Origin of the sequence: Collinsella sp. OM07-12, from assembly GCF_003438275.1 — a bacterium.
In the GTDB taxonomy this organism is placed as follows: domain Bacteria; phylum Actinomycetota; class Coriobacteriia; order Coriobacteriales; family Coriobacteriaceae; genus Collinsella.
This window is the reverse complement of sequence record NZ_QSTQ01000024.1, coordinates 1-16,466: the sequence shown is the minus strand read 5'-3', so window position 1 is coordinate 16,466 and position 16,466 is coordinate 1. Positions and strand designations below refer to the sequence as shown.

The window sequence follows — 16,466 nt, the reverse complement described above, 5'->3', positions numbered from 1 at the left end:
TGCCAACAAGAGTGGGTGGCATAGGGCCGCCCGCTAGACAACTAAGGAGATTCTTGTGGCAACTCAGCAATTCACCGGCGTTATTCCCCCCGTCGTTGTTCCCGATACCGAAGACCATCAGCTCGACGTTGCCTCCTTTGAGCGCAGCATCAACCGCATGATCGACGCCGGCGTCGACGGTCTGTTCTTCTTGGGCTCTTCGGGCGAGGTCGTATTCTCCACCGACGAGCGTCGTCGCCAGATCATCGCCGAGGCCGTCCGTATCGTCGACCACCGTGTGCCTGTCCTGGTCGGCATCATCGATACCGAGACCGAGCGCATGATCGAGCACGGTAAGGTCGCTCAGGAACTGGGCGCCGATGCCCTCGTCGCCACCTGCCCGTTCTATGCCCTGCAGGGCATGACCGAGGTCGAGGAGCACTTCCGCATCCTGCACGAGGAGCTCGACCTGCCCATCTTTGCCTATGACATTCCCGTCTGCGTTCACACCAAGCTCCCCTGGAAGCTCCTTGCCAAGCTCGGCGCCGAGGGCGTCCTTGCTGGCGTTAAGGATTCCTCGGGTGATGACATCTCGTTCCGCTACCTCGTTCAGGAGAACGAGAAGAACGGCCATCCGATGAGCATCCTCACCGGTCACGAGGTCGTTGTCGACGGCGCTTACCTTGGTGGCGCCGACGGTTCCGTCCCGGGTCTCGCCAACGTTGAGCCCGAGGGCTACGTGCGTCAGTGGAAGGCCGCTCAGGCTGGTGACTGGGCTACCGTCAAGGCCGAGCAGGATCGCCTCAATGAGATTTCGCACATCTGGGATGTCACCTCGGGCGTCCAGGGCTATGCCGGTGGCGTCGGCGCCTTCAAGACCGCTATGAACCTCATGGGTATCTTCGACAGCCCGACCATGCCGCGCCCGGTGAAGGCCATGACCGGCGAGAACGTCGAGGCGATCAGGAAGGTTCTCCAGGACAACGGTCTGCTGTAAAGCTTCTCCAGGCACCCGATCTTGGGGCTCAAGTGGTCGGGCGTGACCCATTAGGTCAACGCCCGACCACTTTCGCCCCAACCTCGGGCAGCTGGGAAACCTTTATCAACCTGTGGCGATAATTCTGCCCTCATTTCCTGTAGTTGTTTTAATCTCCTAAGGAGAGCGACATGGAGAACAAGTACGTTTGCTCCGTCGATATCGGCGGCACCAAGATTGCGACTGCCATTATGGAGTATCCGACTGATGGCGGCGTGCCCCATCCGGTCTTTGAAGCTGAGGTTCCCACCGAGGCCCAAGAGGGCGGCGAGGCCGTCTTCCAGCGTATCGAGGCGTCCATCAAGGCTGCTCTCGAGGCGAATCCCGATGTCGAGGTCCTTGGCGTCGGTATCGGTGCCGCCGGCGTCGTCGATCCCAAGACGGGCGCCATCGCGTATGCCAATGAGATCATGCCCGGCTGGTCCGGCGTTCAGTTGGGGCCACGTCTGCGCGAGGACCTCGGTCTTCCCGTTGCCGTTGTAGGCGACGTGCAGGCTCATGCTCTGGGCGAGGCCCACTGGGGCGTCGGCAAGGGCAAGTTCTCCGTCTTGTGTCTTGGCATCGGTACGGGCATCGGCGGCGCATATGTCGAGAACGGCCGCGTGATGCAGGGCTTCCATGGTGCTGCTGGCCATATGGGCCACATCGAGTGCTCGGCTGCCGCCGGCATTCCCTGCGCCTGCGGGCGTTCTGGCCATCTGGAGTCGGTTGCTTCGGGCACTTCCATTGGTCGAATGTATGACGAGCGCTTTGGTCGCGTTGACCCCAGCCGTCCTTCTGTCGGACGCGACGTAAACGACCTGTGCCGTGCGGGCGACGCAAAGGCGACCGAGGTCATCCATGACGCCGGCTTTGCGCTGGGTGCCAGCTTGGGCTCGCTCGCTAACATCCTGGACCCTGAGGTCATCGTGCTTTCGGGCGGCGTGATTCACCAAGGTCCCGATTGGCGTTCGCAGACATGGAAGGATTCGGTGCACGAGGGCTATGCCAGCCAGGCGCTCGATCCGCTTCAGGACACGCCGATCCTCATCGGTTCTCTGGAGGGCGATGCTCCGCTCATCGGTGCCGCTGAGCATCTTCTCGCCTCGTTGAAGTAAACGTATCTGCTGTAGGAGCCTCCCGAGACAACACGCCTCGGGAGGCTGTTCTGAGAAAGGTTGCAGCCTTATGACCGTCGATCCTTTGATTCAATCCCTGAAGGGCAAGCTCGTCGTGAGCGTTCAGGCGTATATGGGCGAGCCGCTTCGTACGCCCGAGACCATGGCGCAAATGTCTCGCGCTTGCGAGCTCGGCGGAGCCGCCGCTATTCGCTGCCAGGGCCTTGCCGACATTGCCGCCATTAAGGGTCGCTGTGAGGTTCCCGTCATCGGCCTGTGGAAGGATGGGCATGAGGGCGTCTACATCACGCCGACGCTGCGTCACGCCCGCGCCTGCGTCGCTGCCGGTGCCGATATCGTGGCGATCGACGCCACCGATCGTCCGCGCCCCGATGGCAAGACAGTCGAGGATACCTTCCGCCCGCTGCACGAGGAGGGTGTGCTCCTGATGGCGGACTGTGCCACCATCGAGGACATTCGCCGTGCGGTTGATATGGGCTTCGACCTGGTATCCACCACGCTCTCTCATGGTGTCGCCGCCATCGACTGCACCATGGCCGATGGCCCCGATCTGCCGCTCCTGCGTCAGGCGACCGAGGAATTCCCCGGCCTTCCCATCATTTGCGAGGGTCGCGTGCATACGCCCGAGGAGGCTCGCGCCGCGATCGATGCTGGCGCCTGGGCCGTTGTCGTCGGCACCGCCATCACGCACCCCACGAGTATTACGAGTTGGTTCAAGGCTGCGCTTGAGGCGTAAGACGGACCTCGTATCCGCTCAGGGCGGTATACTCATTAAAGGCAATTGACCGCGCGGGATCCGGGTTGCTGGGTCCCGCGCTTGTTTTTAGGAGGCAGCACATGCAAAAGGGAGATGCCATGGATGCGGCGGAGCGCTCGGAGCGCATCCCCGATATCGTCATCATCACCGGAATGTCCGGATCGGGCCGAACGCAGGCCATGCATGTGTTCGAGGACATGGGTTACTTTTGCATCGACAACTTGCCTCCGCGTCTGATCGCCCAGCTTGCCGAACTCGTCGGCATCAATACGGGCGTGGGCAGGCATCTTGCCGTCACCTGCGATTTGCGTAGCCAGGGACTGTTTGACGAGTTACTCGATGCGGTCGCTGCGCTCGAAGAGCGCGAGATGAGCTGCGACATCGTGTTCCTGGAGGCTTCTGACGAGGTGCTGATCCGTCGTTATAGCGAAAACCGCCGCCGCCATCCCATTGCCAAGCCGGGGGAGACTACGGCCGACGCGATTCAGCGCGAGCGCCTGCAGCTGCAGGGTGTGCGCGATCGAGCCGATATGATCATCGACACGAGCCGCCTGCGCACCTCTGCCCTGCGCAACAAATTGCGCATGGCGTTCTCCGAGTTGTCCGACCAGCAGCTCATGGACGTTCACGTGTTCTCGTTTGGCTTTAAGCACGGTATGCCCGTCGAGGCAGACATCATGATCGACGTTCGCTTCCTGCCCAATCCGTTCTACGATCCCGAGATGCGCACCATGACCGGTCTCGATAAGAAAGTCTCCGACTTTGTTCTGGACCATCCTAAGACCCAGGAGTTCTGGAAGGCCTGGACGCAGCTGCTCGATACGGTCATGCCCGGCTATATCGCGGAGGGCAAGCCGCAACTTTCTATTGCCATCGGTTGCACGGGCGGCCAACACCGCAGCGTTGCCATCGCCGAGGCCACGGCACGTTATTTGGAAGGCGCCCAGTATCACGTGAGCATTTCCCATCGCGACCTGTCGCGCGCGAACACGAAAGCATAGGCCTGCATGTCGTTTACCGCGGAGGTGCGTGACGAGCTCGCGCGCTGCGAACCTGAATGTGAATACTGCGATTTGTCGACGCTTGCCGCCCTGACGCGCGTGAGCGGTACACTTTCGCTGGCCGGCTCCGGGCGGTATCGTTTGACGGTCGCGACCGAGACGGGCGCCGTCGCGCGCACGATGATCACACTGACGCATCGCATCCTTAAGCTCAAAACGGAATTCACCGTTCGTAAATCGGTCTTGCATAAGGTCCGTAACTATCTCATTACCCTGCCCGATCAACCCGACCTGGACAAGGCTCTGGTGCTGCTGGGCATTCTCGACCGCAGGGGAGGGCTCGTCGCCGGTGTTCCCCGGCACATCGTTGCCCGTCCCTGCTGCAGGCTTGCCTACATCCGCGGCGCGCTCATCGCTGGCGGTTTCGTGGCCGATCCCCGCGGCGACTTTCATTTGGAGATCGCGGTGCAGGGCGAGCAGTATGCCCGGGGACTCTGCGATCTATTGGAGCAGATCGGGGTCCATGCGCGCGTTAACGCGCGGCGCGGCTCCTTTGCTGTCTACATTAAGAGCGCCGAGGAGATCGAGCATCTTTTAAAGCTGATTGGTGCCAAGCGCAGCGTTGCCGAGATTGAGGAAGCGCGCGCGGTCAAGTTGGTTAAGAACGATGTGAACCGTCGCGTGAATGCCGAGCTCGCCAACCAGACCAGAAGCGCCGGTGCTGCCCAACATCAGCTTGCGTTGATCGATGAGCTCGAGCAGCGTGGGCTTCGCGATGAGCTTCCGGATGCATTGGCGGTCTTTTGCGACCTGCGCGAGCGCTACCCCGATCTGTCGCTGCGTGATTTGGGGGAGATGGCTGACCCTCCCTTGTCGAAGTCGGCCCTCTACCATCGAGTTTTGAGGCTTGAAAAGCTCATTGAAGCAAACAGGTAGTTTAAAGTATCGACTTATATACGGATTTAGCTGCTATTTTATTCTTTAAAACGTTTTAACGTAAATTTGATTTTCAATTTCGACCATTCTCGTGAAATTCAAGTCCAAAAAAAGGTATATTAGGCGAGTGGTTAGTTTGTGGGCCTCAACGGCAGGCGCTGTAGCTTGCGGGGGCCTTACGAAAGGAGACACAATGGCAGTAAAGGTTGCTATTAACGGCTTCGGTCGCATCGGTCGTCTGGCCTTCCGTCAGATGTTCGGTCATGAGGGCTCCGAGATCGTCGCTATCAACGACCTCACCTCTCCCGACATGCTCGCTTACCTGCTGAAGTACGACTCCACGCAGGGCAACTACGCTCGCGATCACGAGGTCGTTGCTGGCGAGGATTCCATCACCGTTGACGGCAAGGAGATCAAGATCTACAAGGAGGCCGACGCCAACAACCTGCCTTGGGGCGACCTCGACGTCGACGTCGTTCTCGAGTGCACCGGCTTCTACACCAGCAAGGCTAAGGCTCAGGCCCACATCAACGCTGGCGCCAAGAAGGTCGTCATCTCCGCTCCGGCTGGCAGCGATCTGCCCACCATCGTGTACAACGTCAACCACGAGACGCTGACCGCTGAGGACAACATCATCTCTGCTGCTTCCTGCACCACCAACTGCCTCGCCCCGATGGCCAAGGGTCTGAACGACTTCGCTCCCATCGTGTCCGGCATCATGACCACCATTCACGCCTGGACTGGCGACCAGATGCCGCTCGACGGCCCGCAGCGCAAGGGCAACAAGCGTCGTAGCCGCGCCTGCGCCGTCAACATCGTCCCCAACTCCACCGGTGCTGCCAAGGCTATCGGCCTGGTTCTCCCCGAGCTCAACGGTAAGCTCATCGGTGCCGCCCAGCGTGTCCCGACGCCGACCGGCTCCATCACCAACCTCTACGCTGTCGTTGACAAGAAGGTCACTGTCGACGAGGTCAACGCTGCTATGAAGGCCTACGCTGCCACCATCTCTGAGACCTTCGGTTACAACGAGGACGACATCGTCTCCACCGACATCATCGGCGAGACCCACGGCTCCATCTTCGACGCCACTCAGACCATGTGCTCTGACCTCGGCAACGGCCAGACCCTCGTTCAGGTCACCTCTTGGTACGACAACGAGAACTCTTACACCTCTCAGATGGTCCGCACCATCAAGTACTTCGAGAAGTTCGTTGCTTAATTTAGCTTTTAGCGAATAGCTCGTTGAGCGTCTAAAGAAGGGCGCGGCCTTATAGGGCTTACACCCTAAGGTCGCGCCCTTTTTATAGGAAATCGTCTGCCGTAATGGAAGGCAGACACGTACGAAAGGTAGAAGCAAACATGGCCTTTACCAAGAAGACCGTCCGCGACATCGATGTCGACGGCAAGCGCGTTCTCGTCCGCGTTGACTTCAACGTGCCTATCAAGGATGGCGTCGTTGGCGACACCACCCGCATCAAGGCTGCCCTGCCCACCATCAACTATCTCGTTGAGCACAATGCTCGCGTCATCCTCATGAGCCACCTCGGCCGTCCCGAGGGCACCGGCTTCCAGCCCGAGCTGTCCCTCGAGCCCGTCGCCAAGAAGCTCGCTGAGCTCTCTGGTCTCGACGTTGCCTTCGTCGCCGACACCTACGGCGAGAAGGCCGCCGAGGCCGTCGCCGCCGTCGAGCCGGGCAAGGTCCTCGTTCTCGAGAACGTCCGTTTTGACAAGCGTGAGAAGAAGAACGATCCCGAGATCGCCAAGATCCTCGCTTCCTATGGCGACGTCTTCGTCCTCGATGCCTTCGGTACCGCTCACCGCGCCCAGGGTTCCGTTGTGGGCCCCGCCGCTTACCTGCCCGCAGTCGCTGGCTTCCTGCTCGAGAAGGAGGTCGACACGCTGACCGGCATCTTCGCCGAGCCCGAGCGCCCCTTCGTCGCTATCGTCGGCGGTTCCAAGGTTTCCTCCAAGATTGGCGTTCTCGATCACCTCATCGACTCCGCTGATACCCTGATCATCGGTGGCGGCATGGCCTACACCTTCTTCCTGGCTCAGGGCCTGACCGTCGGTCAGTCCCTCAAGGAAGAGGACTGGGTCGAGCGCGCCGGCGAGATGCTCAAGAAGGCCGAGGAGAAGGGCGTCAAGATCCTGCTCCCCATCGATAACCGCGTTGCCGATCACTTTGGCGAGGACGCTGTCCCCGAGGTTGTCGCTTCCGACGCTATCCCCGATGACCGCGAGGGCATGGACATCGGCCCCAAGACCGAGGAGCTTTACGCCGAGGCCGTCAAGGGCGCCAAGACCGTGTTCTGGAATGGCCCCATGGGCGTCTTCGAGTTCGACAACTTCGCTCACGGCACCCAGGCTATCGCCGAGGCTGTCGCCGAGGCCGACTGCACCTCGATCATCGGCGGCGGCGACTCTGTCGCAGCTGTCAACAAGTTCAACCTGGCCGACAAGATGAGCTGGATCTCCACCGGTGGTGGCGCTTCCATGGAGCTCGTCGAGGGTAAGGCCCTGCCCGGAGTGGAGGCGCTTCTCGATGCCTAATCGCACCCTTCTTATCGCTGGTAACTGGAAGATGAACAACGACGTCGCCGAGGCCGCCAAGCTCGCCGACGAGCTAGCTCAGGCTCTGCCCGAGGTTCCGGCTGGCGTCGAGGTGCTCGTGTGCCCTCCGACCATCGACATCACCACGGTTCATGACCGCATTCAGGCTGCCCCCATCGCCCTCGGTGCACAGAACGTGTACTGGGAGGCCAAGGGTGCCTTCACCGGTGAGTCCTCTTGCGACATGCTCAAGTCCGCTGGCTGCACCTACTGCATCATCGGTCACTCCGAGCGTCGCGACTATTTCCACGAGACCGACGAGGACCAGAACAAGAAGGCCAAGGCTCTCGTTGCCGCCGGTCTTGTTCCCGTCTTCTGCTGCGGCGAGTCCCTCGAGGTCCGCGAGGCTGGCACCTATGTCGAGCACGTCGTGAACCAGGTCAAGGCTGGCCTTGCTGGTCTTGAGATCACCTGCCCCAAGCAGGTCGTCGTCGCTTACGAGCCCATCTGGGCCATCGGCACCGGCAAGACCGCTACCGCTGAGGACGCTCAGGAGGTCTGCGGCGCTATCCGTGAGACCCTCAAGGAGATGTTCGGCGAGGAGCTCGCTAACGGCATCCGCGTTCTCTATGGTGGCTCTGCCAAGCCCGGCAACATCGCCGAGCTCGTCGCCAAGCCCGACGTTGACGGCGCCCTCGTGGGCGGCGCTTCGCTCAAGGCTGCCGACTTCGCCTCTATGGTCGTCAAGGCAGGCGAGTAGGACATATGGCACAGCGTCACCTTCCTGCACTCCTGATCATCATGGATGGCTGCGGCCTGGCTCCGGCCGATGGCGAGAACGCCGTCGCCGCTGCCAAGACGCCCTTCCTTGATAGCCTGTACGAGAAGTATCCTCACACCACGCTCGGCGCTTCGGGCGAGGACGTGGGCCTTCCCGACGGCCAGATGGGCAACTCCGAGGTGGGCCACCTCAACATCGGTGCCGGCCGCATCGTCTTCCAGGAACTTTCGCGCATCAACAACGCCATCAAGGATGGCTCCATCGCCAAGAACGAGGTTTTCGTCAAGGCTATGGACGATGTCAAGGCCGAGGGTAAGACCCTTCACCTTATGGGCCTTATGAGCCCTGGCGGCGTTCACTCCCACATGAACCACGTCGAGGCTCTGGTCAAGATGGCTGCCCAGCATGGGATCAAGACCGTTCGCGTTCACGCCTTTATGGATGGCCGCGACGTCGATCCGCAGTCCGGTGCCGGCTACATGAGCGAGTTCTGCGCCTTCCTGGCTAAGATCTCCGAGGAGACCGGTTGCGACGCTCGCGTTGCCACCGTCTCGGGCCGTTATTGGGCCATGGACCGCGATAATCGTTGGGAGCGCATCCAGCGCGCCTACGACGTCATGGTCAACGCGTCCGATGCCGATACCGACCCCGTTGCCGGTATCAAGGCCTACTACGAGAAGGACCCGCGCGGCGACGAGTTCGTCGAGCCCTTCGCTGCCCACAACGAGGGCATCCACGAGGGCGACGCGGCCATCTTCTTCAACTTCCGTCCCGACCGCGCCCGTCAGATGACCCGCGTTTTCACGGACAAGGAGTTCGACGGCTTTGAGCGTGAGCAGATCAAGCTTTCGCACTTTGTGACGATGACCGAGTACGATCCGACGTTTGACGTTGAGGTCGCCTTCCCCAAGACGTTCCCCGAGAACGTCCTGGCCGACGTCATCGCAGCCAATGGCTTGAAGCAGCTGCACACCGCCGAGACCGAGAAGTACGCCCACGTGACGTTCTTCCTCAACGGTGGCATCGAGGAGCCCAAGGAGGGCGAGGAGCGCGTGCTCGTCGCTTCCCCCAAGGTTGCTACCTACGATCTGCAGCCCGAGATGAGCGCTCCCGAGGTTACCGAGAAGCTCGTCTCCGCTATTAACGAGGATCGCGCTGACTTCTACATCGTGAACTTCGCGAACTGCGACATGGTTGGTCACACCGGCGTGTTCGATGCTGCCGTCAAGGCTGTCGAGGCCGTTGACGAGGCTCTCTCCAAGGTTGTCCCGGCGATTCTCGCCAAGGGCGGCTTTGCGCTGATCACCGCCGACCATGGCAACGCCGACCACATGTTTGACGTCGCTACCGACGGTTCCAAGCATCCGTTTACGGCTCACACCACCAACCGTGTGCCGTTCATCATCGTTGATGAGAAGGCCAAGCTTACCGGTATCGAGGACGGTCGTCTCTCCGATATCGCTCCGACCATGCTCACCATTGCTGGTCTCGAGCCTTCCGCCGAGATGACGGGTCGCGTGCTCGCCACCGAGGCCTAAAGAAAACAACTAACGTTTTCTTGTAAGGGGGTTGTCCACGTCCGGGCAACCCTCTTTTGCGCTATTTCTACCCCGTCCCCAAATGGCAGATGGGGGAGTGCTCGAGGTTGTGGTACAGTACTGGAGTTTGAATTGTTCTATTAAGGAGCTTATCTATGGGTCCGTTCCAGATTCTTCTGTTTGTCGTTTGGGCTGTGTCTGCCGTGGCGCTGACGATTCTCGTTCTGATGCACTCCGGTAAGGGCACCGGTGTTTCGGATATGATCGCCAGCTCTCTGTATAATTCCACCTCTGCCACGGGCGTTATGGAGCAGAACCTGGACCGCCTGACCGTTATCATGGCTGTCGTGTTTGCCGTGTGCGTCGTGCTGTGCATGTTCTTCTTCCCCCAGGGCATCGTGGGCTACTAAGCTCGAGTTGCATATACGCTTGAAAAGGGTTCCGCAAGTGCGGGACCCTTTTTGTTTACATGTTTGTAACAGGGTCAAAATATCCCCACATACTTCGCCTAACTAAAGAAATTCTCGACCGTTAACCGGAATCAGCGCCAAATTGTGCATAAAATGCGCTACTGTATTGCAAACGTTGGCCCGCATTGCATAACCAGCCATAACGGCGGACCGCGTTTGAATGGTTCGATCGGGTTGTCTCGACGTTGCCCAATCGAATTCACTTTGTCCTATCTCATAAGGAGGATGGCATGGCTGATTCTATGTTCCACCAGCCCGTTATGGGTCGTCGCGCCTTTGTTGGCGGCACCCTCGCTGCGAGCTCCATGGCTTTTCTTGCCGCATGCGGCAAGAAGGGCGGCGACGCTTCCGGTTCTGAGTCCGGTTCGACGCTGAACTTCTACATTAACAACCCGGTTTGCATCGACCCCTACAACGTCCAGGAGGATCAGGGCACTCAGGTCAACTACCAGCTGTTCGATGCTCTGACCACCTACGACAACGAGAAGGGCGAGATTGTCCCGCTGGCTTGCGAGTCCTTCGAGGCCAACGATGACGCCACCGAGTTCACCTTCAAGATCAAGAAGGCCAAGTTCCACAACGGTGACGACGTTACCTCCAAGTCCTTCAAGCTCGGTTGGGAGCGTCTGGTCAACACCAAGTCGGCCATCGCTACCGAGTATGGTCCTTCCGAGGTCTCCTATCACCTTTCCATGGTCGAGGGCTATGACGATCTGCTTGCCGGTAACGCTACCGAGCTCAGCGGTGTTACTTGCCCCGACGATGAGACCCTCGTCGTCAAGCTGTCTTCCGCTTACGCCGACTTCCCCTTCGTCGCATCTCACCCGGCTCTGGCCCCGGTTCCCGAGTGCGCCGAGTCCGATGTCAAGAGCTTCTACCTCGCCCCGATCGGTAACGGCCCGTTCATGATGGACGGCAAGTGGGAGGATGGTCAGGAGATCAACCTCAAGAAGTTCGACGATTACTATGGCGACAAGGCCAAGATCGATGGCATCCACTTCCAGGTCATCAAGGACATGGAGACCGCTTACAAGGAGTTCCAGGCCGGTAACCTCGATGTCTGCGACGTTCCCGTTGCTCAGATCGACGCCGCCAAGAAGGATCGCGGCGTGTCCAAGGACGGCTACACCATGGGTGACGGCGAGCGCATGCTGCTCGGCGCCGAGCCTTCCACGTACTACCTGACCTGCAACAACACGGCCGAGCCGTTCAATAACGCTGACCTGCGTAGGGGCATCTCCCTGGCCATCAACCGTGAGGCCATCTGCAAGACCATCTTCAAGGGCACCCGTACCCCCGCTGACGGCATCGTTCCTCCGGGAATCGCCGGCTACAAGGAGGGCGCATGGGAGTTCTGCGAGTACAACGTTGATAAGGCCAACGAGTACCTCGACAAGGTTGCTCCTGCCGGCGCCAACGGCGACCGCGGCATCAACGTGACCCTGTCCTACAACCAGGACGGTGGACACAAGGAGATCATGGAGTCCATCATCGGTGACCTCGCCAAGGTGGGCGTTACCGCTACTTCCGATACCCCTGAGTGGTCTGCCCTGCTCGAGCAGTATCAGAACTTCAACTATCAGTTTGGTCGTCTGGGCTGGATCGCCGACTACCCGATTATGGACAACTTCCTGTACCCGCTGTTCCACTCCGACTCCCTCGGCGGCGACAACCGTTCCGGTTACAGCAACCCCGAGTTCGACGCTAAGGTTGACGAGGCTCGTACCACGGTTGACGACGATGAGCGTATCGCCAAGATGCAGGAGGCCGACGCTATGGTCGCTGCCGACTGCCCGGTCATCCCGGTGATGTTCTACACGCACACCATCGCCGGCTCCGATCGCATCAAGCACCTCTATGTTGATCCGCAGAAGCACGCCGATCTGGGTACCGCTGAGCTCGCCTAAGAGTTGCAGCTTCCGTGAGGGTCAAGTATTTACGTAGACCTCATGGGAAACATACAGTTCCCCCTAACCTGGGGTAAACTGGCTGATGGTAATTTTGGGATGCCGGTCTGGCGATCGGCATCCCATTTAGGTTAATCCCTAGATAGGGGAGTGGTATGGGTAAGTACATCGTTAAACGTGTGCTTCAGTTCATCCCGGTGTTTTTGGGCGTCACGCTGATTCTGTTCGCCCTCCAGAATATCGTGCCGGGAGATCCGATCAAGCTGATCGGTGGAGACAAGGCTCTGTCCCCCGAGGTGGAGCTTCAGCTTCGCGTTCGCTATCACCTGGTCCAGTCGGACGAGGATGGCAACGCGATTCTTGACGAGAACGGCGACCCCGTTCAAACGTCGCTCGTGGACCGTTACTTGTATTACATGAACGGCCTGCTTCATGGCGATCTGGGCAATTCGTATCAGCGCAAGCTGCCGGTTACGGAAATCTTTGCCCAGAAGTATCCGTATACGGTCAAACTTGCCGCGTGCGCCATCGTGCTCGAGGCAATCATGGGTATCGGTGCGGGTATCATTTCGGCAGTAAAGCGTTACTCCTTCTGGGATATTTTGGTAACGCTGACCACGTCGATCCTCGTTGCCGTTCCTGCCTTCTGGCTCGGTATGTTGTTGCAGCTGTTCTTTGGTGTCATCCTCAAGGATGCCACCGGCGGCGCTTTCTCCATGCCGATCTCGGGTGCTGGTGGTTCCAGCTCTCAGTATCAGGATTGGATGCACTATGTGCTTCCGACCATTACGCTGGCTTCGGTTTCGACCGCCTATGCTGCCCGCATCATGCGCTCGCAGCTGCTCGACGTCATGAACCAGGATTACATCCGCACAGCAAAGGCCAAGGGTCTCTCCAATCGTGAGATCATCATCAAGCATGCGCTTAAGAATGCACTCATCCCCGTCGTTACCTATATTGGTGTCGACTTCGGCGCCATGCTTTCGGGCGCCATCCTGACCGAGACGGTCTTTAACTGGCCCGGTATTGGCTATGAGGTCTACCGCGCCATCAGCATGCGCGACTGGCCCATCGTTATGGGCGGCGTTACGCTCATCGTTGTCGTCGTTATGGTGATCAACCTGCTCGTCGACATTAGCTATGCATTCCTCGACCCGCGCATCCGCCTTGGCGGTCCGTCGGATAAGGCTTAAGGGAGGTACGTCTCATGCAGGAAACTGATTCTCAGTCTCAGGGGCAGGCTACCGCCACCAAGGCCGCATCTGCTCCCGCCAAGTCCCGCACCCTGTGGGGCGACGCTTTCAAGCGTCTTCGTAAGAACAAGCTCGCCGTTATCGGTGTCTGCTGGATTATCATCGTTGTTGTGGTTGCCCTGACCGCCGATTTGTGGGCTAAGCCCTGGCTCGGTTCGCCGACGGCCTCCGACTCGACTACCATGGCCGAGACTTCGCTGTTGGCTCCGTGTGCCGAGCACCCGTTTGGCACCGACTCCCTTGGTCGTGACATTCTCGTCCGTGTTATCTACGGTGCACGCGTTTCGCTTTCCGTCGGTATTATGGCCACCGCCATCTCCACGGTGATCGGTCTGGTCATGGGCGCCCTCGCCGGTTTCTATGGTGGCATCTGGGATACGATCATCATGCGCTGCGCGGACATCTTCCTGGCGTTCCCGTACGTCCTATTCGTTGTCGCCATGATCGCCGTTATCGGCCGTGGTCTTCAGAACGTCTTTATCGCCATCGGTATTCTCGGCTGGCCTTCGATTGCGCGCGTCTTCCGATCCGCGATCCTGACGGTCAAAGAGAACGACTATGTTGACGCCGCTCGCGCTATGGGTGCATCCGATGCCCGTATCGTTATGCGCCATATCTTCCCGAACTCCGTTGCTTCTATCGTGGTCTACGCGACCATGAACATTGGTGGCGCTATTCTGACCGAGTCCGCTCTGTCCTTCCTTGGCATGGGCGTTATCCCGCCTACGCCTTCGTGGGGCTCCATGATTCAGGACGGTCAGCAGTATCTTCTGACTGCTCCCTGGATGATGATCATGCCCGGTCTGGCAATTCTCTCGACGGTGCTCGCCTTCACTCTACTTGGTGACGGTCTGCGCGACGCCCTCGACGTCAAGATGAAGGACGCATAAGGATGAAGAAGAACAAGAACTATGTGGACCTGAAGGACCAGCCGGTTCCCGAGGGCCAGCATCTGCTCGAGGTCGATGACCTTAAGATGTATTTCCACACCGAGGATGGCGTCGTTCGCGCCGTCGATGGTGTGTCCTACACGCTCGATCGCGGTGAGACCCTGGGTGTCGTCGGTGAGTCCGGCTCTGGTAAGTCCGTGACCGCCATGACCATCATGGGCCTTATCTCGATGCCTCCGGGAAAGATTGAGGGCGGTGACGTTCGCTATCGCGGTCGTTCCATCCTCGAGATGACCGAGGAAGAGATGCAACACATTCGCGGTAACGATATCGCGATGATCTTCCAGGATCCTATGACCTCCCTTAACCCGGTCTATAAGATCGGTAAGCAGGTGGGCGAGGGCCTTCGTCTGCACCGTGGCTACTCCAAGCAGGAGGCGCTCAAGCGCGCCACCGAGCTTTTGGACCTCGTTGGTATCCCCGAGCCCGAGAAGCGCGTCAACGAGTATCCGCACCAGTTCTCCGGCGGCATGCGTCAGCGTGTCATGATCGCTATGGCTCTTGCCTGCGATCCCGATATTCTGATTGCCGACGAGCCCACGACTGCTCTGGACGTTACCATTCAGGCTCAGATTATCGAGCTCATGCAGGAGATGCAGGAGAAGAACGGCAACGCCATTATCATGATTACCCATGACCTGGGTGTTGTCGCCGATATGGCCGATAAGATCATGGTTATGTACGCCGGTCGTCCCGTCGAGTTCGGTACTGCTGAGGAAATCTTCTACGAGAGCCGCCATCCCTACACCTGGGGTCTTATCCGCTCCATCCCGGAGCAGGCTATCGATGAGAAGAAGCCGCTTACGCCGATCCACGGCAACCCGCCCTCGCTCATGAACCTGCCCGAGGGTTGCGTGTTCTCGCCTCGTTGCCCCTATGCGACGGACAAGTGCCGCAAGCAGCGCCCCGAGCGCGTTGTTACCGAGTCTGGTCATTACTCTGCGTGCCACTACTCCGGTGACCCCGAGTTCCTCAAGAACGCTCCTGAGACGTCCCGTACCCGCAAGGATTCCAAGAAGGGAGGCGAGGCGTAATGGCAGATACCAACGAGCGTACTCCGCTGCTTAAGGTCGAGCACCTCTCTAAGGAGTTCCCCGCTGAGTCCGGCATGTTCGCCAAGCGCTTCTCCAAGCGTGTCGTCTCTGCTGTGAATGACATTTCGTTCGAGATTTATCCGGGCGAGACCTTTGGCCTGGTCGGCGAGTCTGGCTGCGGTAAGTCCACCACGGGCCGCACCATCATGCGCCTGACCAAGCCGACGGCAGGCAAAGTGTTCTTCCAGGGCAAAGACGTTGCCGAGATGAGCAAGCACGAGATCAAGGATATGCGTCGCGAGATGCAGTTCATCTTCCAGGACCCCTATGCTTCGCTCAACCCTCGCATGACCATCGGCGAGATTGTTTCTGAGCCCATGACCATTCATGGCGTGGGTACCAAGGAAGAGCGTATCGAGCGCGTCCGCGAGCTGCTGGACGTCGTCGGTCTGAACCCCGAGCACATCAACCGCTATCCGCACGAGTTCTCGGGCGGCCAGCGCCAGCGTGTCGGCATCGCCCGCGCGTTCGCTCTGAAGCCCAAGCTGATCATCTGCGACGAGCCCGTCTCTGCACTTGACGTATCCATTCAGGCCCAGGTTCTGAACCTTCTTAAGGAGCTCCAGGACAAGTTCGGTACGGCTTATCTCTTCATTGCTCACGACCTCTCTGTCGTGCAGCACATTTCTGATCGCGTTGCCGTTATGTATCTGGGCAAGATGGTCGAGGTTTCGGACTGGAAGACGCTCTACAGTGAGCCGCACCACCCGTACACGCAGTCGCTGCTGTCTGCTGTGCCGGTGCCCGATCCGGATATCCAGAAGACCCGCAAGCGCATCATTCTCGCTGGCGATCCGCCGTCGCCGCTGGATCCGCCGACCGGATGCCGTTTCCACACGCGCTGCCCGATCGCGCAGGGCATCTGCTCCGAGAAGCTTCCTGAGTTTAAGGAAGTTGCCCCGGGTCACTGCTGCGCGTGCCACTTCGCCGAGCCGTTCCCGATCAAGGAATCGCACATCGACCTGTAGTCGGTTGTTATTGTTCGGGCCCGCCCTGGTGTTACTTTTCAGAACGTCCTCGGACATGTCGGAAGCCCCGCTGCGCGCTACGCGCTGCGGGGCTTCCTCCGTCCTGCGGAGTGTTCTGAAAAGTAACA

15 protein-coding genes are annotated in these 16,466 nt (G+C 59.4%); all 15 read left to right on the top strand.

The window, feature by feature from the left end; all coding sequences use genetic code 11:
- The first annotated feature begins 55 nt into the window (after window positions 1–55).
- The 15 genes from DXB98_RS08685 to DXB98_RS08615 all read left to right on the top strand — a co-directional run bounded on the left by DXB98_RS08685 (window position 56) and on the right by DXB98_RS08615 (window position 16,338).
- Complete coding sequence (locus DXB98_RS08685; RefSeq protein WP_117735348.1) at window positions 56–976, top strand: dihydrodipicolinate synthase family protein; 921 nt, start codon at window positions 56–58, stop codon at window positions 974–976.
- 170 nt (window positions 977–1,146) lie between these two features.
- Window positions 1,147–2,112, top strand: a complete 966-nt coding sequence (locus DXB98_RS08680) for an ROK family protein (RefSeq protein ID WP_117735347.1) — start codon at window positions 1,147–1,149, stop codon at window positions 2,110–2,112.
- A 70-nt stretch (window positions 2,113–2,182) separates the two neighbouring features.
- Window positions 2,183–2,869 carry an N-acetylmannosamine-6-phosphate 2-epimerase gene (locus DXB98_RS08675; protein WP_022094877.1) on the top strand — a complete coding sequence of 229 codons (687 nt, stop codon included), beginning with the start codon at window positions 2,183–2,185 and terminating at the stop codon, window positions 2,867–2,869.
- A 101-nt stretch (window positions 2,870–2,970) separates the two neighbouring features.
- Window positions 2,971–3,891 (top strand): RNase adapter RapZ, encoded by a 921-nt coding sequence (gene rapZ, locus DXB98_RS08670; RefSeq protein WP_022094878.1) that lies wholly within the window; start codon window positions 2,971–2,973, stop codon window positions 3,889–3,891.
- Window positions 3,892–3,897: 6 nt separating this feature from the next.
- Window positions 3,898–4,827, top strand: a complete 930-nt coding sequence (gene whiA / locus DXB98_RS08665) for a DNA-binding protein WhiA (protein ID WP_117735345.1) — start codon at window positions 3,898–3,900, stop codon at window positions 4,825–4,827.
- A gap of 193 nt (window positions 4,828–5,020) precedes the next feature.
- Entirely contained in the window at window positions 5,021–6,046 is a 1,026-nt protein-coding gene (gap, locus tag DXB98_RS08660; protein ID WP_117735344.1) for a type I glyceraldehyde-3-phosphate dehydrogenase, read from the top strand.
- Window positions 6,047–6,186: 140 nt separating this feature from the next.
- Window positions 6,187–7,377, top strand: coding sequence for a phosphoglycerate kinase (gene pgk / locus DXB98_RS08655; RefSeq protein WP_117735343.1), 1,191 nt, complete (start codon window positions 6,187–6,189; stop codon window positions 7,375–7,377).
- Window positions 7,370–8,137, top strand: coding sequence for a triose-phosphate isomerase (gene tpiA, locus DXB98_RS08650; RefSeq protein WP_022094882.1), 768 nt, complete (start codon window positions 7,370–7,372; stop codon window positions 8,135–8,137). Before pgk ends, tpiA begins: the two co-directional genes overlap by 8 nt.
- A 5-nt stretch (window positions 8,138–8,142) precedes the next feature.
- Entirely contained in the window at window positions 8,143–9,696 is a 1,554-nt protein-coding gene (gene gpmI, locus DXB98_RS08645; RefSeq protein ID WP_117743838.1) for a 2,3-bisphosphoglycerate-independent phosphoglycerate mutase, read from the top strand.
- A gap of 155 nt (window positions 9,697–9,851) precedes the next feature.
- Window positions 9,852–10,106 carry a preprotein translocase subunit SecG gene (secG, locus tag DXB98_RS08640; protein ID WP_117735340.1) on the top strand — a complete coding sequence of 85 codons (255 nt, stop codon included), beginning with the start codon at window positions 9,852–9,854 and terminating at the stop codon, window positions 10,104–10,106.
- Between the two features lie 290 nt (window positions 10,107–10,396).
- Window positions 10,397–12,073, top strand: a complete 1,677-nt coding sequence (locus tag DXB98_RS08635) for an ABC transporter substrate-binding protein (protein ID WP_117735339.1) — start codon at window positions 10,397–10,399, stop codon at window positions 12,071–12,073.
- 155 nt (window positions 12,074–12,228) lie between these two features.
- The gene (locus DXB98_RS08630) at window positions 12,229–13,266 is read left to right on the top strand and encodes an ABC transporter permease (RefSeq protein ID WP_117743837.1); all 1,038 of its coding nucleotides are present in this window, start codon (window positions 12,229–12,231) and stop codon (window positions 13,264–13,266) included.
- Between the two features lie 14 nt (window positions 13,267–13,280).
- Window positions 13,281–14,216, top strand: a complete 936-nt coding sequence (locus DXB98_RS08625) for an ABC transporter permease (RefSeq protein WP_117735337.1) — start codon at window positions 13,281–13,283, stop codon at window positions 14,214–14,216.
- A gap of 2 nt (window positions 14,217–14,218) precedes the next feature.
- Window positions 14,219–15,310: an ABC transporter ATP-binding protein gene (locus DXB98_RS08620; protein ID WP_117564867.1), complete on the top strand. Its 1,092-nt coding sequence runs from the start codon at window positions 14,219–14,221 to the stop codon at window positions 15,308–15,310.
- Window positions 15,310–16,338, top strand: coding sequence for an ABC transporter ATP-binding protein (locus DXB98_RS08615; RefSeq protein ID WP_022094888.1), 1,029 nt, complete (start codon window positions 15,310–15,312; stop codon window positions 16,336–16,338). The genes DXB98_RS08620 and DXB98_RS08615 overlap by 1 nt, the downstream gene beginning before the upstream one ends.
- Window positions 16,339–16,466: the final 128 nt, after the last annotated feature.